Annotated in this window: 17 protein-coding genes; 11 read left to right on the top strand and 6 right to left on the bottom strand. The window is 59.8% G+C overall.

All coding sequences use genetic code 11. The features are described from left to right. Positions 1 to 263: 263 nt before the first annotated feature. The gene (locus tag Q0478_RS05340; RefSeq protein WP_298676904.1) at positions 264 to 1,928 is read left to right on the top strand and encodes an ABC transporter substrate-binding protein; all 1,665 of its coding nucleotides are present in this window, start codon (positions 264 to 266) and stop codon (positions 1,926 to 1,928) included. A 222-nt stretch (positions 1,929 to 2,150) separates the two neighbouring features. Here Q0478_RS05340 and serB read toward each other — a convergent pair whose 3' ends face one another. Next, positions 2,151 to 3,029 (bottom strand): phosphoserine phosphatase SerB, encoded by an 879-nt coding sequence (serB, locus tag Q0478_RS05335; RefSeq protein ID WP_298676902.1) that lies wholly within the window; start codon positions 3,027 to 3,029, stop codon positions 2,151 to 2,153. A 154-nt stretch (positions 3,030 to 3,183) separates the two neighbouring features. On the opposite strand from serB, the gene Q0478_RS05330 reads away from it, so the two are divergent. Both Q0478_RS05330 and serA read left to right on the top strand, forming a co-directional pair. Beyond that, positions 3,184 to 4,326, top strand: coding sequence for a phosphoserine transaminase (locus Q0478_RS05330; RefSeq protein WP_298676900.1), 1,143 nt, complete (start codon positions 3,184 to 3,186; stop codon positions 4,324 to 4,326). Positions 4,327 to 4,389: 63 nt separating this feature from the next. Further along, on the top strand, positions 4,390 to 5,985 hold the full coding sequence (gene serA, locus Q0478_RS05325; RefSeq protein ID WP_298676899.1) for a phosphoglycerate dehydrogenase: 1,596 nt from the start codon (positions 4,390 to 4,392) through the stop codon (positions 5,983 to 5,985). A gap of 164 nt (positions 5,986 to 6,149) precedes the next feature. On the opposite strand, the gene sulP is transcribed toward serA, so the two are convergent. Further along, positions 6,150 to 7,859: a SulP family inorganic anion transporter gene (sulP, locus tag Q0478_RS05320; protein WP_298676897.1), complete on the bottom strand. Its 1,710-nt coding sequence runs from the start codon at positions 7,857 to 7,859 to the stop codon at positions 6,150 to 6,152. A 104-nt stretch (positions 7,860 to 7,963) separates the two neighbouring features. On the opposite strand from sulP, the gene Q0478_RS05315 reads away from it, so the two are divergent. From Q0478_RS05315 to Q0478_RS05305, 3 genes are all read left to right on the top strand, one after another. Next, a complete protein-coding gene (locus tag Q0478_RS05315; protein WP_298676896.1) occupies positions 7,964 to 8,692 on the top strand; it encodes a metallophosphoesterase in 729 nt (242 codons plus the stop codon). A 220-nt stretch (positions 8,693 to 8,912) separates the two neighbouring features. Further along, entirely contained in the window at positions 8,913 to 10,088 is a 1,176-nt protein-coding gene (locus Q0478_RS05310; RefSeq protein ID WP_298676895.1) for an acetyl-CoA C-acyltransferase family protein, read from the top strand. A 112-nt stretch (positions 10,089 to 10,200) separates the two neighbouring features. Beyond that, entirely contained in the window at positions 10,201 to 12,393 is a 2,193-nt protein-coding gene (locus Q0478_RS05305) for an ATP-binding protein (RefSeq protein WP_298676893.1), read from the top strand. Between the two features lie 26 nt (positions 12,394 to 12,419). Here Q0478_RS05305 and yaaA read toward each other — a convergent pair whose 3' ends face one another. From yaaA to Q0478_RS05290, 3 genes are all read right to left on the bottom strand, one after another. After that, on the bottom strand, positions 12,420 to 13,175 hold the full coding sequence (gene yaaA, locus Q0478_RS05300) for a peroxide stress protein YaaA (RefSeq protein ID WP_298676891.1): 756 nt from the start codon (positions 13,173 to 13,175) through the stop codon (positions 12,420 to 12,422). 3 nt (positions 13,176 to 13,178) lie between these two features. Further along, positions 13,179 to 15,224, bottom strand: coding sequence for a DNA helicase RecQ (gene recQ / locus Q0478_RS05295; RefSeq protein WP_298676890.1), 2,046 nt, complete (start codon positions 15,222 to 15,224; stop codon positions 13,179 to 13,181). Positions 15,225 to 15,290: 66 nt separating this feature from the next. Next, positions 15,291 to 15,566: a YggT family protein gene (locus Q0478_RS05290; protein ID WP_298676889.1), complete on the bottom strand. Its 276-nt coding sequence runs from the start codon at positions 15,564 to 15,566 to the stop codon at positions 15,291 to 15,293. Positions 15,567 to 15,708: 142 nt separating this feature from the next. Between Q0478_RS05290 and Q0478_RS05285 the strand changes: the two genes are divergently transcribed. The 5 genes from Q0478_RS05285 (at position 15,709) to arfB (ending at position 20,268) form a co-directional block, all read left to right on the top strand. Next, positions 15,709 to 17,079 (top strand): MFS transporter, encoded by a 1,371-nt coding sequence (locus tag Q0478_RS05285; RefSeq protein WP_298676887.1) that lies wholly within the window; start codon positions 15,709 to 15,711, stop codon positions 17,077 to 17,079. 107 nt (positions 17,080 to 17,186) lie between these two features. Then, a complete protein-coding gene (gene mepA / locus Q0478_RS05280) occupies positions 17,187 to 17,993 on the top strand; it encodes a penicillin-insensitive murein endopeptidase (RefSeq protein ID WP_298677113.1) in 807 nt (268 codons plus the stop codon). 80 nt (positions 17,994 to 18,073) lie between these two features. Beyond that, positions 18,074 to 18,832 carry an esterase-like activity of phytase family protein gene (locus Q0478_RS05275; protein WP_298676886.1) on the top strand — a complete coding sequence of 253 codons (759 nt, stop codon included), beginning with the start codon at positions 18,074 to 18,076 and terminating at the stop codon, positions 18,830 to 18,832. Between the two features lie 77 nt (positions 18,833 to 18,909). Beyond that, positions 18,910 to 19,542, top strand: a complete 633-nt coding sequence (locus Q0478_RS05270) for a queuosine precursor transporter (RefSeq protein ID WP_298676885.1) — start codon at positions 18,910 to 18,912, stop codon at positions 19,540 to 19,542. 300 nt (positions 19,543 to 19,842) lie between these two features. Beyond that, positions 19,843 to 20,268: an alternative ribosome rescue aminoacyl-tRNA hydrolase ArfB gene (gene arfB / locus Q0478_RS05265; protein WP_298676884.1), complete on the top strand. Its 426-nt coding sequence runs from the start codon at positions 19,843 to 19,845 to the stop codon at positions 20,266 to 20,268. Here arfB and Q0478_RS05260 read toward each other — a convergent pair whose 3' ends face one another. Next, entirely contained in the window at positions 20,269 to 21,084 is an 816-nt protein-coding gene (locus tag Q0478_RS05260) for a hypothetical protein (protein WP_298676882.1), read from the bottom strand. Positions 21,085 to 21,249: the final 165 nt, after the last annotated feature.

Raw genomic sequence — 21,249 nt, 5'->3', positions numbered from 1 at the left:
AGCTGGCGTGCACAGCCTTTGCGGCAGCCCCGCTCGCTCTATGCAATTTAGGCGTGCAGTGCGCAAGCCACCGGAGCAGCGCGCCTTCAGGGTGCCTGCGGTGGGCGCAGGCGCGCTTTCCTGGCGGGGCCATGGAAGAAAGGGTTGCCCGATACTGATTCGCCCCCTAGGCTGCCTTGGATTGCGAACAGCACTCAGCCACGGCTGCCACAGCGCAGCTCAAGTCAATGAAGAGCGACAACGCTCTCCAAGGGAGGAAAAATATGAAATTTTTCACACGTTCCGGCAAGCCTATGTCCAAAGTGATTACGGATCAGGCTGCCAAGGTTGGCACCGATGAGGTGAGCCGCCGCGAGTTTATCGCGATGGCCAGCACCTTTGGTGCCACCGCTGCCACGGCCTATGGTATGCTCGGCATGGCCGCACCGGCGCGCGCCGACGGCCATGGGGCCAAGATGGGCGGCACAGTGCGCATCCAGCAGGAAGTGCGCGCGCTCAAGGATCCTCGGTCTTATGACTGGTCGCAGATCGCCAACTTCTCGCGCGGCTGGTTGGAGTATCTTGTCAAATACAACAACGACGGCTCTTTCTCTCCCTATCTGCTTGAAAGCTGGGATGTGAGCGATGACGCCAAGACCTACACGCTGAACGCCCGCAAGGGTGTGAAGTGGAACAATGGCGATGATTTCACCTCGGCCGATGTGGCGCGGATCATTGCGGATTGGTGTGATAAGTCCGTGGAAGGCAACTCCATGGCGGGTCGGATGGCCACCTTGATTGACGAAGCCACAGGCAAGGCGCTTGATGGGGCAATCGAGATTGTCGACAGCCACACCGTGAAGCTAAACCTGCCCCTGCCTGATATTTCGATCATTGCCGGCATGGCCGATTACCCGGCGGCAGTCTATCACAAGGACAACAACGCCGAAGACATGCTCTCAACCGCCATCGGCACGGGCCCTTACCTGCCCGAGAGCCTGGAAGTTGGCGTCAAAGGCGTTCTGGTCAAGAATGATGGCCACTGGTGGAACAAAGGCAATGGCGCCTGGGCCGACCGGATCGAATTTATCGACTACGGCACAGACCCGGCTGCTTGGGTTGCCGCCGCTGAGGCCGATGAGATCGACATGCTCTACTCCGTAGACGGTGATTTCATCGACATTCTCGGCACCATGGATGGCTGGACCCAAAACGAGGTTGTCACGGCTGCCACGATCGTGATCCGTCCCAACCAGCTTGCCGAAGTCGATGGCAAGAAACCCTATGCCGACAAACGCGTGCGTCAGGCCATTGCCATGGCGGTGGACAACAACGTGCTGCTGGAGCTCGGATATGAGGGCCGTGGCCTCGTTGCTGCCAACCACCACGTCGGGCCATCACACCCCGAATATGTCGACATCGGAATGCCCAAGCATGATCCTGCGGCGGCCAAAGCGCTGCTGGATGAGGCAGGCATGGGTGACTTCGAGATGGAAATCCTCTCGATCGACGATGCATGGCGCAAAAACACAACCGACGCCGTGGCAGCCCAGCTGCGCGACGCGGGCTTCAATGTGAAGCGCACGGTGCTTCCGGGCAGCACGTTCTGGAATGATTGGGTGAAATACCCGTTCAGCTCGACAAACTGGAACCACCGCCCACTCGGTGTGCAGATCTGGGCGCTGGCCTATCGCTCGGGCGAAGCCTGGAACGAGTTCGGCTATGCCAACCCCGCGTTTGATGCCCTGCTGACAAAGGCGCTGGCCACAGCCGATGTGAACGCGCGCAAAACGCTGATGGAACAAGGCGAGAAAATCCTTCAGGATGACGCCGTGACCATCCAGCCCTACTGGCGCTCGCTTTACAACCACACCAAAGACAATCTCATGGGCGGTGCACATCACATCAGCTTCGAGATCGATCCAGCGGCGTTGGCCTGGAAAGCCTAAGCCAACTGGCAACGTAAAACGAGACGGGGCAGCATGGCGCTGCCCCGTTTTTTGTGGGGCAGCTTCGGCGTGGCGTGCGGGTCTGCTTTGCCGGGGCTTTTTCTTTCTATAAATATCCTGAGGGGGGGATTCATAAGCCCTCAGGCTTATGGATCGGGGGAGCAAAGCTCCCCCAAATGGTCGGATTTTTCCGAAGGAAAAATTCGAACTCTCTGCAAAACCTCAGATTTGCGCAAAGTCTTCGCGCGCATAGCCCTGCACATAAAGCAGTGCGGTGAGGTCACCGTGGTTGATGCGGATGTCGCACTCCGCCGCCACGCTTGGCTTGGCGTGCAGCGCCACGCCGCTTCCCGCCAGCGTGAGCATCCCGAGGTCGTTCGCCCCGTCGCCCACGGCGAGCACATCGGCCGCCGTGATCCCCAGCCGCGCGGTGATGTCTTGAAGCGCCTGCACCTTGGCCTCGCGGCCCAGAATGGGCAGCGCCACCGTCCCTGTGAGCTTGCCACCCTCGGCCAGAAGCGTGTTGGCGCGGTTCTCGTCAAAGCCGAGCGTGGTGGCAATCGCGGCGGTAAAGGCCGTGAACCCGCCAGAGACCAGCGCCGCATAAGCGCCATGGGCCTTCATCGTCGCCAGCAGGGCAGGCCCGCCCGCCATCAGCGTGATCCGCTCTGCGAGCACCTTTTCGATCACGGTGTCTTCCAGCCCCTTGAGCAGCGCGACCCGCTCGGTGAGCGCGCCGTCAAAGTCCAGCTCGCCGTTCATCGCCCGCGCGGTGATGTCTTTCACATATGCGCCCACGCCTGCCTCTTCGGCCAGCTCGTCAATACACTCCTGCTCAATCATCGTGCTGTCCATATCCGCCAGCAGCATCTTCTTTTTGCGCCCTGTGCTTGGCTGCACCACAAGGTCCACGCCCAGCTTCTGCACATCGGCCCAGACATCCCAGCGGTTGTCCGGCATCTGGGAGATGTCAAACTCCGCCGCCTCGCCCTGCGACAGCCAGCGCGCATCGCCCCCGCCCCAGGCTGTTTGCAGCGCGCCGAGAAGGGCAGGCGTGAGGCAAGGATCTTTCGGCGCGGTTAACAGCGTGACGGTATACATGGGGGAAGTTTCCGATCGTAGTCATTCGTGTCGCAATTTGAGGCTCAAGCGGCGTGATAGCGCCATTTCTGCGCTTGCGAAAGGGGGCAGCGCGCTTTAGCTCCGTCTGTGGGACACCCCTCCCCAACGAGGGGCTTATATCTGGAAGGGTATCATGCTTGATACAATAAAACCGGCAGCGCGCCCGGCCAATCCGCGCTTTTCGTCTGGCCCCTGTGCCAAATACCCCTCATTCACTTTGCAACAGCTGGAAAGCGCGCCGCTTGGCCGCAGCCACCGTGCCGCTGTGGGCAAAGACAAGCTCAAAGCCGCCATCGAAGAGACCCGCGATCTGCTCGGCGTCCCTGCGGACTACCTGATCGGCATCGTGCCCGCCTCTGACACGGGTGCTGTGGAAATGGCGATGTGGAACCTCTTGGGCGCGCGCCCTGTGACCATGGTTGCCTGGGAAAGCTTCGGCGCGGGCTGGGTCACGGATGTGGTCAAGCAGCTCAAGCTCGAGGCCACCGTCAAGACAGCCGACTACGGCGAGATCGTCGATATGGCGACGCTTGATTACGACACCGATGTTGTCTTCACATGGAACGGCACAACCTCGGGCGTGCGGATGCCTTCGGGCGATATGATCCCTGATACCCGCGCCGGCCTCACGATCAGTGACGCCACCTCCGCTGCCTTCGCGCAGGATTTGCCTTGGGACAAGCTCGATGTGACAACTTTCTCCTGGCAGAAGGTGCTGGGCGGCGAAGCGGCGCATGGCATGATCATCCTGTCGCCCCGCGCTGTGGCGCGGCTCGAAAGCTACGCGCCCGCGTGGCCGCTGCCCAAGATTTTCCGCCTCACCAAGGGTGGCAAGCTGATCGACGGTATCTTCCGCGGCGAGACGATCAACACGCCCTCCATGCTGGCGGTGGAAGATTACTTGCACGCTTTGGCTTGGGCGCGCTCGGAAGGGGGCCTCAAGGGGCTGATCGCGCGGGCCGATGCCAATGCGCAGGCGGTGTTTGATTTCTGCGCCGCCAATGATTGGATCGACAACCTCGCCGCTGACCCGGCCACGCGCTCCAACACCTCGGTGTGCCTCAAGTTCACCGATGCGCGCATCACCGACGGGGCCGCCTTTGCCAAAGCCGTGGCCAAGCGGCTTGAGGCCGAGGGTGTCGCCTATGACATCGGCGCCTACCGCGATGCCCCTGCTGGCCTGCGCATCTGGTGTGGCGGCACGGTCGAGACAACCGATGTCGAGGCGCTTCTGCCCTGGCTTGCCTGGGCCTTTGAGGCCGAACTCAACGCATAATCGTAGGGTGCGCAATCTTTGCGCACCTTCCCCCGACATTCCCCTATTTGAAGGACGCTCAACATGGCTCCCAAAGTTCTCGTTTCCGACAAACTCAGCGAAACCGCTGTCCAGATTTTCCGCGACCGTGGCATCGAGGTGGATTTCCGCCCCGAGCTTGGCAAAGACAAAGAGGCGCTTGCCGCCGTGATTGGTGAGTATGACGGCCTCGCCATCCGCTCGGCCACCAAGGTCACCCCGACCATTCTGGACAATGCACACAACCTCAAGGTCATCGCCCGCGCAGGGATCGGCACGGACAACATCGACAAGGACGCGGCCTCCAAGAAAGGCGTGATCGTGATGAACACGCCCTTCGGCAATATGATCACCACAGCCGAACACGCGATTGCGATGATGTTCGCCGTGGCGCGCCAGATCCCTGAAGCCTCTGCCAGCACCCATGCGGGCAAGTGGGAGAAATCGAAGTTCATGGGCGTCGAGCTCACCAACAAGACCCTCGGTGTCATCGGCGCAGGCAACATTGGCGGGATCGTGTGCGACCGCGCCCGCGGCCTCAAGATGAAAGTTGTGGCCTATGACCCCTTCCTCTCCGAGGAAAAGGCGGCAAAAATGCAGGTCGAGAAAGTCGAGCTCGACGCGCTTCTGGCGCGGGCCGATTTCATCACCCTGCATGTGCCCTTCACAGAGGCAACAAAGAACATCCTCAGCCGCGAAAACCTCGCCAAGACCAAGAAGGGCGTGCGCATCATCAACTGCGCGCGCGGCGGATTGGTGGACGAGGAGGCGCTGGCCGAGGCGCTCAAGTCTGGCCATGTGGCAGGCGCAGCCTTTGACGTGTTCTCACAGGAACCGGCCACAGAAAACCCGCTCTTCGGCCTGCCCAATGTCGTCTGCACGCCGCACCTTGGCGCCGCCACCACGGAAGCGCAGGAAAACGTCGCGCTGCAAGTGGCCGAGCAGATGTCAAACTACCTGCTCACGGGCGCGGTTGAAAACGCGCTCAACATGCCAAGCGTCACCGCCGAGGAAGCCAAGGTCATGGGCCCTTGGATTTCACTTGCCGGGCATCTGGGCAACTTCATCGGCCAGCTCACAGACGAGCCGATCAAAGCCATCAACATCCTCTATGATGGCGCAGCTTCTGACATGAACCTCGAAGCGCTCAACTGCGCGGTCGTGGCGGGTATCATGAAAACGGTGAACCCGGATGTGAACATGGTCTCCGCACCTGTGATTGCCAAAGAGCGTGGCGTGAAGATCTCCACCACAAGCCAGGACAAATCCGGCGTCTTTGAGGGCTATGTCAAGGTCACCGTGGTAACAGACAAACGCGAGCGCTCCATCGGCGGCACGGTCTTCTCTGATGGCAAGCCGCGCTTCATCCAGATCAAAGGCATCAACATCGACGCCGAAGTGGGCCGCCACATGCTCTACACCACCAACGCCGACGTGCCCGGGATCATCGGCACATTGGGCCAGACCATGGGCGAGAACGGCGTCAATATCGCCAACTTCACCTTGGGCCGCTCGGCCGCAGGCGGCGAAGCCATCGCGCTCCTTTATCTTGATGCGCAGCCCGAAGAAGCGGTGCTCGCAAAGCTTAAGGCAACAGGCATGTTCCAGCAGGTCAAACCGCTGGAATTTGACATCGCTTGAACAATCACACCGCTTAAAAGGCCCGCCACAAGCGCGGGCCTTTTCCCTGTCTTTCTTATTGCCATAAATATCCCAGGGGGTCTGGGGGACAGCGTCCCCCAGCTCTACCTGCGGTCTGGGGGACTGGTCCCCCAGCGGATCGGATTTTGCGCAGCAAAATTCGATTATCTCTTCAAAGCAACCCAGGCATCATATTGTGAGAGATAGACTTCTCCTGTCAGCTCCTGCAAGAAATGGCTCCGCTCAAGCCGGTCCATCACCGGCCCCTTCACCTCGCTCAGATGCAGGCGGATGCCCATGTCCTTGAGCTTGTGGTTGAGCGCTTCAAGGCTCTCCAGCGCCGAAAGGTCCACCTCGTTCACCGCCGAAAACATCAGCACCACATCGCTCAGAGGTTCGTCACACACCACCCGCGCGCTCACGTAGTCCTCCAGAAAGCGCGCATTGGCAAAGTAGAGGCTTTCATCCACCCGCAGCGTCACCGCATGGGGCAGGGTCTCTACCTTATGGCGGTGGATGTTGCGGAAATGCTGGGTGGCGGGCACAAGGCCCACCTCGGCCACATGTGGGCGCGATGTGGCATAGAGATGCAGCGCAATCGAAATGAGCACCCCCGCTGACACACCAATTTCCACCCCAAAGCCCAGCGTGAGCAGGATGGTCGCCGCGACAGCGGCGAAATCCACTTTGGAATAGCCCCAGGTGCGTTTGAGGATGCTCAAATCCACAAGGCTCAGCACTGCCACAATGATCGTCGCCGCCAGCGTGGCGTTGGGCAAAAAGTAAAGCAGTGGCGTGAGCAGCAGGGCTGCGAGCAGAATGCCGACGGCGGTAAAGGCCCCGGCGGCGGGTGTCGCGGCCCCGGCATCAAAGTTCACCACCGAGCGCGCGAAGCCCCCTGTCACAGGGTAGCCGCCGGAGACTGCGGCGGCGATGTTGGAGGTCCCCAGCCCGATCAGCTCCTGATCCGGGTCAATCCTTTGGCGCTTCTTGGCAGCCAATGTTTGGGCCACGGAGACAGATTCAACAAAGCCGATCACCGAAATGAGCAGGGCGGAGAGGAACAGATCATTCCACAGCGCAGGGCTGAAGGAGGGCAGCGTCAGCGGCGGAATGCCTTGCGGAACCGCGCCGACGATCTTCACGCCCGCGTCCTGAAGCCCGAGCGCCCAGACCGCCAGAGTGCTCACCGCCACAGCCGCCACAGGCCCCGCCTTGGCGATGATATCTGCCGCGCGCGCGCCAAACCCGAGGCGCAGCAGCAGGGGCTTCAACCCCTTGCGCACCCAGAAGAGAAACCCCGTTGCCGCGACACCAATCACCAGCGTGGCGAGGCTCACATCGCCCAGATGCGCGGCAAGCGCGCCGAGAATTTGCGGCAGCGTATGCCCATGCGCCTCAATGCCGAGGATATGCTTGAGCTGGCTTGTCGCGATCAGCAGGCCCGAGGCGGTGATAAACCCCGCGATCACCGGATGGCTCAGGAAGTTGGCCAGAAAGCCGAGCCTCAGCACCCCCATCACCGTGAGCAAAGCGCCGGAGATAAAGGCCAGCGTCCCTGCGGCCAGCGCAATCTCTGCCGCAGATGTCAGGCCGAGATTGCCAATCGCCGCCGCCGTCATCAGCGAGACAACAGCCACAGGCCCCACCGCCAGCGCGCGGCTCGTGCCAAAGACAGCATAGGCCACCAGCGGCAGGATCGAGGCGTAAAGCCCCATTTCCGGCGGCAGCCCCGCCAGCAAGGCATAGGCCAGAGACTGCGGAATGAGCATGATCGTCACAATCACAGCCGCCACCGCATCGCTCACAAATGTGTCGCGCTGATAGGTTTTGCCCCATGTCAGAATGGGCAGATATCGGGTCAGTGGGGTCATGTTCGCGTCCTCTTTGACACCTCATATATTCCGTAAGTAGAATATGTAAAGCCAATTCTGCCTCTGTGGTTGCTATTGCGGGCGCGCAGGCATAGCTAAAGTGCATGTCGCAAACGCTGTATGCCATTGGGGATGTTCACGGGCAGCACGAGCTGTTGCTGGATGCGCTCGCGCTGATTGCGCTGGATGGCGGCGCGGATGCGCAGGTGGTTGTCATCGGCGATCTGGTGGACCGAGGGCCAGACAGTTGTGGTGTGATCAACACGCTGATGGAGGGTATCGCTGCGGGGCGCAATTGGACGGTGCTTATGGGCAACCATGACCGCCTGTTTGAAACCTTCCTGCGCACGGGGGGGATCACCCATCCGAAAATGCGCCCCTCTTATACATGGCTCAGCCCGCAGCTGGGCGGGCTGGAGACGCTGGCCTCCTATGGCGTGGACACAAGCCTGCCCGAAGCCGCGCTGCGCGCCGCCGCGCTGGAGGCCGTGCCCGAGGCGCAGCGTGCGTTTCTCGCCGGATTGCCGCTCTATCATGAGAGTGAGTCCTGCCTTTTTGTCCACGCAGGTCTCCAGCCGCGCCTGCCACTGGCTTGGCAGACAGAGGACGACCTGATCTGGATCCGCGACGCTTTTCTCAACCATGACGAGCCGTTCGAGAAGTTGGTGATCCATGGCCACACGGCTGTTGAGGCAGCTGAACACAAGGGCAATCGTGTCAACATCGACAGCGGCGCTGGCTTCGGGCGCGCGCTCACCACCGTGGTGATCGAGGGCACAGATGTCTTCACGCTGGAAGAAGACGGCCGCAAACCGCTCACGCCGAAGGGTTGAGAAAGCCGACCGCGGGTGGTGCGAAACGCGCGGCCCACGGGGGCGGTCGGCGCGTGGACGGTTTTCAACCGTCCGAAAGCCTCACTCTCGCCGGGTAACTCCCGCAATCGCCGCCGCGCCCACAGGTGTCAGCCGGCAAATGACGCTGTGTTGCGCTTTTCTTTCGCGCGGGCTTTGGCCTATGCTGCCGCAAATTTTTAGACAGGAAAGCGGGACAAACATGAGCGATATCGTAATTCTGGACGGCGCACGCACGGCCATTGGCACCTTTGGCGGAAGCCTTGCGGGCACGACCCCGGCCGAGCTTGGCGCGACGGTGACAAGGGCCGCTCTGGAGCGCTCTGGCGTGGAGGGCGCTCAGATTGGTCATGCGGTTTACGGCCATGTCATCAACACCGAGCCCCGCGACATGTATGTCAGCCGCATCGCTGCGATGGACGCGGGTATCCCGGACACTGCGCCTGCCATGAACGTGAACCGCCTTTGCGGGTCGGGCGCGCAGGCCATTGTTTCTGCTGTGCAATCTTTGATGCTTCAGGATGCTGACTTTGCCGTGGCGGGCGGGATCGAGTGTATGAGCCGCTCGCCCTATATCGTTCCGGCGCAGCGCTGGGGCCAGAAGATGGGCGATATCAAGACGCTTGATATGATGCTCGGCGCGCTCAACTGCCCGTTTGGCACGGGGCATATGGGCGTGACAGCCGAAAATGTGGCCGCCGAACACGACATCAGCCGCGAGGCGCAGGATGCCTTCGCGATGGAGAGCCAGACCCGCGCCGCCAAGGCGATCGAGGCGGGATATTTTGCCAGCCAGATCGTGCCTGTTAAGGTGCGTGTGAAGCGCGATATGGTTCCCTTTGAAGTGGACGAACACCCCAAGGCCACAACCCCCGAAGCCCTCGCCGGCCTGCGCGCTGTCTTCCAGAAAGACGGCACCGTGACGGCGGGCAATGCCTCTGGCATCAATGATGGTGCAGCGGCGATGGTGCTGGCGCGGGCCGAGGCGGCGGAGGCCGCGGGCCTGAAGCCACGCGCGCGGGTGCTCGGCTATGCCCATGCGGGTGTGCGCCCCGAGGTGATGGGGATCGGCCCTGTGCCGGCGGTGAAGAACCTTTTGGCGCGCACGGGGCTTTCACTTGCGGATTTTGACGTGATCGAGAGCAACGAGGCGTTTGCGGCGCAGGCGCTTGCGGTGAACAAGGCCCTGGGGCTTGACGCGGCCAAGGTGAACCCGAACGGCGGCGCGATTGCGCTGGGCCACCCTGTGGGCGCGACGGGCGCGATCATCACGCTCAAGGCGCTTTATGAGCTCGAGCGCATTGGCGGCAGGCGCGCGTTGATCACCATGTGTATTGGTGGTGGCCAGGGGATTGCGCTGGCCCTGGAAGCGCTCTGAGGCCCAAAAACACCCCGCGCGCAGCCATGGTCTGGGCGCGGTTAAACTAATCTTCACGCTGATTGTGCAACCTAGAGGAAACTTTGACTCGGTTGGCAGGGTGGAGAACTTCATGAGCCTGGCACAAAAGCTCACCCAAGAAAGGCGGGCGCGGCTCGCTGCGGAGCGTTTGCTTGAGCAAAAGCAGGCCGAGCTTTTTGCGGCGAACCAGAAGCTTGGGGCACATGCCAAGAAGCTCTCGGAGCAGATTGTCGAGACCCGCGCGGAGGTTCAGACTGTCCGTGATGAAAATCAACGGGTCAAATCTGACCTCTCGATCGCCCATAAGAAAATCGAGATCGCCGAGCGCCGGCTGTGGCTGTCCATTGAGTCCATCAATGACGGCTTTGCCTTTTTTAACCCTGACAGCCAGATGATCATTGCCAACAAGGCCTATCTTTGGGCCTTTGACGGGCTGGAAGAGGTGACTGCCGGGGTGAGTTACATCACCTTGCTGCAATTGATGACCGAGGAGGGTATTGTTGACCTCAACGGGCAGGCGCCGGCAGCCTGGCGCGCCATGATGCTGGAGCGCTGGCAAAGCGCTGCGCCCGAGCCGGTGACGATCCGGCTTTGGAACGGCGAATATGTAAAATTGATTGACCAGCGTGGCCATGGTGGCGATGTGGTCAGCCTTGCGCTGAACATAACAGAGACAGTCCGGTATCAACGCGACCTGAAGGAAGCCCGCGACAATGCGGAAAGTGCGGCGCGGGCCAAATCGGCGTTCCTGGCCAATATGAGCCATGAGATCCGCACGCCGATGAACGGTGTTGTGGGGATGGCTGATCTTTTGATGGACACGGCGCTTGACGAAGAGCAGGCGCTTTTTGCCAAGACCATCAAGAATTCTGGCGAGGCGCTCCTTGTGATCATCAACGATGTGCTCGATTTTTCCAAACTGGATGCAGAGAAGATGGTGCTGCACCATAAACCGTTTGATTTTGACGGCGCGATCCATGAGGTGGTCATGCTGCTGCATTCGGCGCTGGACGGCAAGGATGTGCAGATCATTGTGGATTATGACCTGTTTTTGCCAACCGAGTTTTTGGGAGATGTCGGGCGCTTGCGGCAGGTTCTGACCAATCTGATTGGCAATGCGGTCAAGTTTACCAGTGAGGGGCATGTTCTCGTGCGGGTTGTGGGCAGCCACGATCCGCACAGCCGTCAGACAGAGCTGCATGTGACTGTGGAAGACACCGGCATCGGGATTCCGCCGGACAAGCTTGAGCATGTGTTTGGCGAGTTCAACCAGGTGGATGATGCCCAGAGCCGCTCTTATGAGGGGACAGGGCTTGGCCTTGCGATCAGTCAGAGGCTGATCAAGATGATGGGCGGGGATATCTGGGTGGAGTCAGAGGTTGGGGTTGGCTCCAGTTTCGGGTTTAAGGTCTGCTTGGAAACTCAGAATGCGATCAACCCGGCCACGCTGAAAGCCATGGTCGGCAAAGCCCTGTTGCTGGAGCCATGCGAGGCCATTGCAGGGCTGACAGAAAAGCAGTTGGGCAAGCTCGGGCTTGAGGTTGTGCGGTGCGCAACGGTGCCCGAGGCGCTCGAGCAGCTCGGGGCGGATGTCACGCTGATCATGGCGGATGAGGGTTTTGTGGGCCATGATCTGGTGGGCGCGTTGGAAGAATTGCACTATCAGGGACGGGTGATCTTGCTGAGCCCCCATCTGGGCGGGCAGGCGCAGGCCGAGAGCACGGTGGATGTGCAACAGCTCCAGAAGCCAATTTCGCGCCATGCCTTGTTGGAAAAGCTGGCGCGCCCGCGCCCGGAGGCGGAGAGCGCAACCAGCACCGCGCCCGCGCCAGAGCCGGACACGGACCCGCAGTCGGGCCTGCCGGAGCCACCCCGCAAGATGCGTGTTCTGGCGGCCGAAGACAACAAGACCAACCAGCTGGTCTTTCGCAAGATGGTGAAGGCGCTGGATATCGACCTGGCGTTTGCCGGCAATGGCCGGGAGGCGCTTGAGCTATACAGCAGCTTTGCGCCCGACCTTGTGTTCATGGATATTTCCATGCCCGAAATGGACGGCAAGGAGGCCACCCGCGCCATCCGCGCACTGGAGGCCCAGACGGGCGCGCATGTGCCGATTTATGCGCTGACAGCCCATGCCATGGAGGGAGACAAGGAAGAGATCATGGCCGCGGGGATGGACCAGTATTTGACCAAACCGTTGCGCAAAGCCGAAATTTACGCCGCGATTGGCGGCCATCAGCCCGAAAATGTGGTGCAGGTGATTTCGGATGACGCGGCGGCCTGACGGCCTTGGGTGCTCTTTGGGCCGCGCTAGGCCGCGCGCAAGAAAGCCGGTTTGTCGGGCTGTGACAGCGCCGGGTTGTAGCGATAGCCGCCTGTATCAAACGCCGTGAGGGCCTCAGCGTCGTTGAGACGGTTCTGGATGATGTAGCGGGCCATGGCGCCACGGGCCTTCTTGGCGTAAAAGCTCACGATCTTGGGGCCTTGCGGCTTGTCCTCGTAAAACACCGGCGTGATCACACGGGGTTTGAGCACGGCCAGATCAACCGCGCCGAAATATTCCTGGCTGGCGCAGTTCACAAGGATATCCGAGCCGCTGGTGGCGGCCTCGGCATTGATCTGCTCGGCAATTGCGCTGCCCCAATAATTATAGAGGGTCTTGCCCTTGGGGGTCGCGAAACGCGTGCCCATTTCGAGGCGGTAGGGTTTGATCTGGTCGAGCGGGCGCAAGAGACCATACAGGCCGGACAGAATGCGCAGATGATCGCTGGCCCAGAGCATTTCGTCCTCATCAAGGCTGGCGGCTTCGAGGCCTGCGTAGGTGTCGCCATTGAACATGAGTGCGGCGGGTGCGGGCTGTAGGGTGTCCCAAGTCTGGAAGCGCGTGTGGTTGAGTTGAGCGAGGCTGTCGCTCAGATGCATGAGCTTGGCAAGATCTGCGGCAGTGAGCTGGGCGGCTTGCTGTGCGAGCTCTTCAGCGCGGGGCGCAAAGACCGGCTCTGTGACAGGCAGCTTTGCGCGGGCGTCTTCGTTGAGTTTCTTCGCAGGAGAAATTACCACCAGCATCTGTCATGCACCCCCATGCATCAGGTCTATAAAGGTCTGTCCGAACCGCTCGGTGCGCTTGTCGCCGATCAGCCGCTCTAATGCATCTAGGGACTGGGGGCGTGTTTGTGCAACCTTTGCGAGCTGAGAATTTGTCAGGCTCAGGGGTTTTTCTGTGCCGCAGGAGCCGCGCTGGAGCTTCATATGGGCGTCGGCGAGTTGGTCAAACAGGCTGCCTGCGGGCTTTCCGGCCAGCTTGCGCCTTGCCGGATGGGGCTTGGGCGTGTCAGCGGCGAGCACCGACAGAAAATCCCGTCCGTATTTCTCAAGCTTCTTTTGCCCGACACCGGGAATCATGGCGAAGTCATCCAGCGTTTGGGGCTTGCGCTTGACCATTTCCACAAGTGTGCGATCGTTAAAGACAATATAAGCGGGCAGGGCGGCGGCTTCGGCGAGGGCGCGGCGCTTGGCCTTGAGGGCTGAAAACAGCGGCGCATCCTCTTCCGGCACCAACATTTTGATTTTGGGGCCGGCGTAGGCTGCGGCGCTGGCCACCAAATCTTTGCGCAGGGTGAGGGTTTGCTCCCCTTTCAGCAGCGGATGGGCCTTGCGTGTGACTTTGAGCGCCCCGTGGGCGCGGGCATCGGGGCGGATCAGATCATGGCCCATGAGCTGGCGCAAGATCGCCTGCCATTGGGCGGGCTTGTAGGCGGCACCCACGGCAAAGGTTGGCAGGCCGTCATGGCCGAATTGCCGGATTTTATCGGTCATCTTGCCCAGCAGAATGTCGATGATATGGCCTGCGCCAAAGCGCTCTTCGCTGCGCAATATTGCCGAGAGCGCCATCCGCGCGGCCTCGGTGGCATCAAAGGTTTCCGGCGGTTTGTTGCACAGATCGCAATTGCCGCAGGGTTCGGTCTGTTCGTCAAAGTAGCGCAGCAGAAGCTGGCGGCGGCAACTTGTGGCCTCGGCCAGGCCGAGGAGCGCGTTCAGGCGGCCATGATCGGCTTCCTGCCGCTCGGCGGGGGCGAGGCTTTCGTCGATCTGGGCGCGGCGCAGGCGGATGTCTTCCGGGCCGTAAAGCGTGAGGGTTTCGGCGCGCGCACCATCACGGCCGGCGCGGCCAATCTCTTGATAGTAGGCTTCGACAGATTTGGGCAGATCGGCATGGGCAACCCAGCGGATGTCGGGTTTGTCGACGCCCATGCCAAAGGCGATTGTGGCCACGACGATCAGCTCGTCTTCGGTGTTGAAGCGGTGTTCGACGCGGCGGCGTTCGTCCGGGTCCATTGCGCCGTGGTAGTGGCAGGCATTGTGGCCTTCCTCGCGTAGTGCGGCGGCGAGCGCCTCTGTTTTGGCGCGCGTGGCGCAATAGACTATCCCGCATTGGCCTTTGCGCGCGGCCACAAAGGCGAGGATCTGCTGGCGTGGCTTGTTTTTGGGCTCAAAGGCAAGGCTGATGTTGGGCCTGTCAAACCCGTAAAGAAAGCTGCGCGGGGCTGCGCCGGCAAAGAGCCGTGTGACAATTTCTTGCTGGGTTTCTTTGTCGGCCGTCGCGGTAAAGGCAGACAGGGGCACATTCAAATAGCGCTGCAACTCGCCGATCCGCAGGTAATCGGGCCTGAAATCATGGCCCCATTGGCTGACGCAATGCGCCTCATCGACCGCAATGCGCGCCACACCTGCGTCGCGCAGTATGGTGCGTGTGACCGTTGAAGAGAGCCTCTCCGGAGCAAGATACAACAGGTTCAATGCGCCGGCACGGGCGGCGCGGATGATGCTGTCGTTGTCTTCCTCGCTGGCTGCGGATGTCAGAGCCGCAGCGGCGACACCGGCCTGTTGCAAGGCTGTCACCTGATCGCGCATGAGTGCGATGAGCGGGGAGATCACAAGGGTCAGCCCCTCGCCCATCAGGGCGGGCAGCTGGTAGCAGAGTGACTTGCCGCCGCCGGTGGGCATGATGGCGAGCACATTTTCGCCCGCCGCAACGGCGCGCACAATATCTTCCTGCCCCGCGCGGAAGGCATCAAAGCCAAAAACGGACTTTAGGAGCGCCTGTGCCGAAGCCATTTGCCTGTTACTCTCGCTGCTGTTTGGGCCTGTTTCCCATACGCGGACAGGGCTGGCAAGCGGTGGTCAGTAAAGGCTTGGCAGGAAGTAATCGCGCAGTGCGATGATGATGATAAACACCACGAGCGGCGCGAGATCGAGGGGATGGGTGTTGGGCAGGATATTGCGCACAGGGCGAAACACCGGCTCAAACAAGCGGTTAAGCCCTGTCCAGAGCTGCGCAACCATCGGCTGACCCAAGTTGAGCACATTGAAGCTGATCAGCCAGCTCATGATAACGTGGATGAGCAGCAGGGTGAAAGCCACATTGAGAACCAGTTGAAGCGTTTGAATAAGTGCCATGGAACCTGCCTTTTTCAGAGGGATACCGTTACTTAGGTTTTTGGCGCGCAAAGCACAAGTGAGCCGCGCGGCCACTCGCGGCTTGCGCGGTGAGGCAATTGCATGTCTTATCAGACAAAAGCATTCAGGGGGCCGCAGGCGTATGACTGAGGAAATTTCCGCTAGAAAGCGCGTTTGGGGCTGGTATTTCTTTGATTGGGCGAGTCAGCCCTATCATACCTTGCTGGTCACATTTATTTTTGGCCCGTTCTTTGCCAGCGTGGCGGCAGAGCATTTCTTGGGCACGGGCCTGGACGAGCAGGCGGCCGATGCGCAAGCGCAGGGGATGTGGTCTTTCGGGCTTGGGCTCATTGGCGTGTTTATTGGCCTCGGGGCGCCGCTGCTGGGCGCCTTGGCGGACAGTGCAGGGCGGCGTGTGCCCTGGATCTTCGGCTTCTCGCTGCTGTATGTGATCGGTGCTTGGGGCTTGTGGTTCATGCTGCCGGATGGCTCCAACCTCTGGTGGGGGCTTGTTGCCTTTGGCATTGGTTTCATCGGGGCCGAGTGGGCGCTTATTTTCATCAACTCGCAACTGCCCTCGCTCAAAAGCGACAAGGGAACCGGCGAAATTTCGGGCGCAGGCTTTGCCTTTGGCTATCTGGGGGGCGTTGTTTCTCTAGCGATCATGCTGCTCTTTTTTGTGGAGCAGGGCAATGGCAAAACCCTGATCGGGCTTGACCCCGCCCTTGGGTTTGACGCCGCCGCGCGCGAAGGCACCCGCTTTGTGGGGCCGTTTACGGCGATGTGGTTTGTGCTCTTCATGGTGCCTTATTTTCTTTGGGTGCGGGACGCGCCTGTGCCGGCGCAGAAGCGGGCCAGTCTTTCGGCGGCGCTGGCCTCGCTGGGGCGCGCCCTGCGAGGGCTGAGGCACAATATATCGCTTTCGGCCTATCTCGGCTCCTCGATGTTTTACCGCGACGCATTGAACGGGCTCTACAGCTTTGGCGGGGTTTATGCCGCTTTGGTGCTCAATTGGGAGGTGACGCAGATCGGTGTGTTTGGCGTCATCGGCGCGATATCGGCGGCGCTTTTCAGCTGGCTGGGGGGCAAGCTTGACGCGCGCTTTGGCCCCAAACCGGTGATCATCGTGGCAATTTGGCTTTTGATTGCGGTGTGTCTCACCATTGTGTCGATGTCACGCGAGATGTTTTTTGGTGTGCCTTTGGCGCCTGGCTCAGCCTTGCCTGATATTGTCTTCTTGGTCTGCGGGGTCTTTATTGGCGGTCTGGGTGGCACGCTTCAAGCCGCCTCGCGCACGCTCATGGTGCGCCACGCCAAGCCTGAAGCTCCGACCGAAAGCTTTGGGCTTTATGGCCTGACCGGGCGGGCGACGGCCTTTCTTGCGCCCACATTGATCGGATTGGCCACCCTGGCCACGGGCAGCGCGCGGCTGGGTGTTTCGCCGGTGATCGCGCTGTTCCTCATTGGGCTGTTCCTGTTGCGTTGGGTGCGCCCCGAAGGAGATAGGAGCTAGGTTTGAAGCGGTTTTTTGGTATATGTTTTATGGGTTTATTGCTGGCGTGTGGCCGCTCGGAGCCTGATACGCTGAGCTCAAAAAATGCAGCCGCAATTCCGGTGCATATGCAGGGCCAGCTGGCCAAAAAACTTTTCGGCGCGGTGTCAGAAGGCTCTCAGCAGGGGCCGGCTGTCTATGGAAGTTACGCCAAAGGGTGTCTGGCTGGCGGCGTGGAGCTGGCGGAAACAGGACCGACCTGGCAGGCGATGCGGCTGTCGCGCAACCGCAACTGGGGCCACCCCGAGCTGATCGACTTTGTGCAAGAGCTTTCGCGCTTTGCCGCCACCCGCCCGGGCTGGGCCGGGCTTTATGTTGGCGATATGAGCCAGCCGCGTGGCGGGCCAATGCTCTCAGGGCACCGCAGCCACCAAAGCGGGCTGGACGCAGATATCTGGATGCTGCCGCCCAAGCGGCTGAACCTGAGTCTGCGTGAGCGTGAAACCCTTTCTTCCATCTCGCTGCGCCGCGCCAAGGGGGCCTATACCAACGCCAGCTACACCCGCCAGCATATGGAGATTATCAGAGCCGCTGCGAAGGATCCGCGGGTTGCACGAATCTTTGTGTTTCCGGGCGCGAAAGTGCAGATGTGCAACGACGAGACGGGCGACAAGAGCTGGCTGCGCAAGGTGCGCCCCTGGTGGGGGCATCACTATCATTTCCATGTGCGCCTGAACTGCCCCAAGGGGATGCGCGGCTGTGTAGACCAACCGGCGCCACCTGTGGGCCACGGCTGTGCGGATGCGCAGACATGGGTGAACAACATCCTCAACCCGCCACCACCCGACCCCAACGCCAAGCCCGCCAAGCCGCGGCGCGAATACACCCTGACAGACCTGCCCAATCAATGCGTTGGTGTTTTGCAGTCGCGCTAGGCGCGCTATGTGCCGCGCTCGGCGGTTGGTATTGGCAGTCGGGCCATGCGGCGGGCGTTGTCTTCGTCAGGGCGTCTCCTTTGCTTGGGCCAGAGGGGGACGCCGCATTTGGCGGCCTCTCGGGCTATGAAACGGACGGTGAGCGGCGCTATCTGCTGACGGACAGGGGACACCTCTTCACGCTTTCGCAAGAGGGTTTAACGGCTGTTGCTTTACAGGGTGTTAACGGGGCGTTGCTCTCGCGCAAGATGCGCGATGCCGAGGGGCTTGCCGCGCTTGAGGGTGGGCGTATCGCGATTTCTTTTGAGGGGCAGCACAGAGTCGATATTTACGATGCTCTGAGTGGCAGGCTGGAGCGCCGTTTGCCACGGGCTGCGGGCTTTGGCGGCTTGCAAGGCAACGCGGGCCTTGAGGCGCTGGCTGTGAGCCCTGAGGGAGAGCTTGTTGCCATTGCCGAGCGTTCGGGGGCCATGACACGGCCGTTTCAGACCTTTGTTTTTGATGGCAAAAACTGGCGTATGACAGGGCTTGCGCGCCATGGGGCCTTCTTGCCTGTGGGGGCGGATTTTGGACCAGACGGGCGGCTCTATGTGCTGGAGCGGGACTATCTCTTAAGCGGGTTTCGCACGCGGATCAGGCGGTTTGACTGGGTGGATGGCACGCCGGTGGGCGGGGAGACGCTTTTGAAAACACGGTTCTGGCGGCATGGAAACCTTGAGGGAATTGCCGTGTTTGAGGACAGCGGCGCGCTCATCATCGAGATGGTGAGCGACAATAATTTCCTGCCTGTTCAGGCGATGGAGCTTGTGCGGTATCGTTTAAAAAAGCCCTTGAAATAAGGGGTTTGGCGGGATAGGAGGGCGCGTCTGAATGGTTCAGGCCAAGTCTCCGCAACCTTGTGAAAACGGATTAACACATGACCCGCACGCACCTTCTTGGCGTTTTCGCCATGGCTTCCATTGTGGTGGCCTCCAATATTCTCGTCCAGTTTCTCTTTGGCCAATGGCTCACCTGGGGGGCGTTTACCTACCCTCTGGCCTTCCTTGTGACCGATGTGATGAACCGCCTGCATGGCCCTGTTATTGCGCGCAAAATTGTTTTTGCGGGCTTTGTTGTGGGCGTTCTCTGCTCGTTTGTTGGCACGCAGATCATGGGCGAGTTCGGCCCGCTTGTGACGCTCAGAATTGCCATCGGCTCTGGGCTTGCTTTCCTTGTGGCGCAGCTCTTGGATGTGGCGGCGTTCGATGCGTTAAGGAATGGAAAATGGTGGCGCGCGCCGCTTGTTTCCACAGTTTTGGGCGCGAGTGTGGACAGCGCGATTTTCTTTACAATCGCTTTCTCGGGCGCACTCAGCTTTATCGAGCCGTCAAATGATGTGTCCTGGGCGGGGGAGATCCTGCCGCTTCTGGGCGTGGGGCCGGCCGCGCCGCTCTGGGTTTCGCTGGCGGTGGCGGACTGGGGTGTGAAACTGTCGCTGGCCTTGCTGGCGCTGATCCCCTTCCGCATCATCGTGGGGCGCGTCACAAAAACTACACAACATTTTGTTTGACATATGCTCTGTCTGTGGCAGGCTAAGCCTATCAGAAACAGCAGAAAGGAGGTGCTCTAGTGTCTAATGGGAAACTGGAGAAGTGTGTTGGGACAGTTCGGGAGGCGACGATCTAGGGCAGCCCCTAGGCGTATAAATCCACGGATTGGTGAGCCCTAACCAGCCCACCTCCTATACTCTCGGAGGGCCGTTCGACATGTATCGAACGGCCCTTTTACTTTTCGACTCAATTTGTGAAAACAGGGGGGGTGATATGCGTGCACAACCCGTGCACAACCCGTGCACCGCCAAAATGGAAAAATGCCGTTAACCATTACAGACGAGATAGAAATTGCCGATTGGGAAATTTCTGAAAATTTTGTGCGCTCTTCGGGGCCGGGCGGGCAAAATGTGAACAAAGTGTCCACGGCTGTGGAGCTGCGCTTTGAAGCCGCCCGCTCGCCCGCGCTGCCCCCCGCTGTGAAGGCACGGCTGCGCAAACTGGCCGGGCGGCGCTGGACAAAAGAGGGCGCGATTGTGCTTCAGGTCGAAGACACCCGCTCGCAGGCAAGGAACCGCGAGATCGCACGGGAACGGCTGGCGGAACTTGTGCGGGCAGCTCTGGTGAAACCGAAACGCCGCATCGCGACGAAGCCGACCTACGGGAGCCAGAAACGGCGGCTCAAGGCGAAGAAAGTGCGCGGCGACGTGAAGGCGATGCGGGGGAAGGTGACGGGGGAGGAGTGATCATAAATCAGAATATTTCTGATAGAACTTTTCAAGGTCTAGTATTGATCTTCGGTAGGAGCGACCATCGTTGTCCTCTGGTACAACTGTTTCCGAAACAATGGCTTCAATGTTGGCCTCGTTTGGAAGGAAATTAAATTCGTGAGGCATTTGCTTCGTTGTAATTAGGTCAATGTAGCACCCGTAGTCTAATTTATAGTGGAAGTAACGCTCGCCTGGGTTGTCCCGCGATGATACGTTTCTTGAGCGTATATGTACTAGCCTCCTATCGAACAGCATGTCTACATTCTTGTCCGGTTTGTTAACCTTTAACAGGAACGAGTTAGTCTTCTTTGAACGTATTGCATCATCAATTATGAATTCTAACAGCTTACGGAGCAAAGGGTTTTCTTCCACCTGAGAGCTTTTGTCTTCTTGAAAAAACCTATGTGCGGTTGTTCTTATGGTTGGAATATCAATTGATTTTCCGAAAGCTTTTTGAGCGGAGTTTGATGCTATATTTATTGCATCTCGAGGAACGCCTTCGGTTGATTTCACGAACTCTTCAAAAGCATTTTTTTGGCTAAAACCTAATCGTACAAGTTCTTTGGGGCTTTTGGGTTCACTCCAACCCTTTTCTCGACAAACACCAACAACGTGCTTGAAAAGAAACTCCTCGAAGAACTCCACTGAGCGTTTAGGGTCGTTGTCAAACAGTAGGTAGTCGTCAAGCTTCAGGTTCGTCTTGATATCCGCTGTTGGTTCAAGGCCAATGTATTCGCCGCTATCAGTATTGTATACCAGCTGCGTTCTATGCTCGATTGCTGCTATTTTCACGGTTACGCTTTGAATGTTGAAGAAGGTCTTTCGAAGCATATCTGCAAGTATAGGTTGGAGTTCTACTGGAATAGAGCTCCACTCATCTTGAGCCTCCCCCTTTGAATTGGTCCGTCCCTATAGTTAGGAAAACGGAGAATCGAAGATGGGAATTACGAGACCGAA

The sequence above is a fragment of the uncultured Lentibacter sp. genome, assembly GCF_937123735.1.
Lineage (GTDB): Bacteria > Pseudomonadota > Alphaproteobacteria > Rhodobacterales > Rhodobacteraceae > Lentibacter.
The sequence above is the reverse complement of the archived record's forward strand: the minus strand, read 5'-3'. Positions and strand labels throughout refer to the sequence as shown.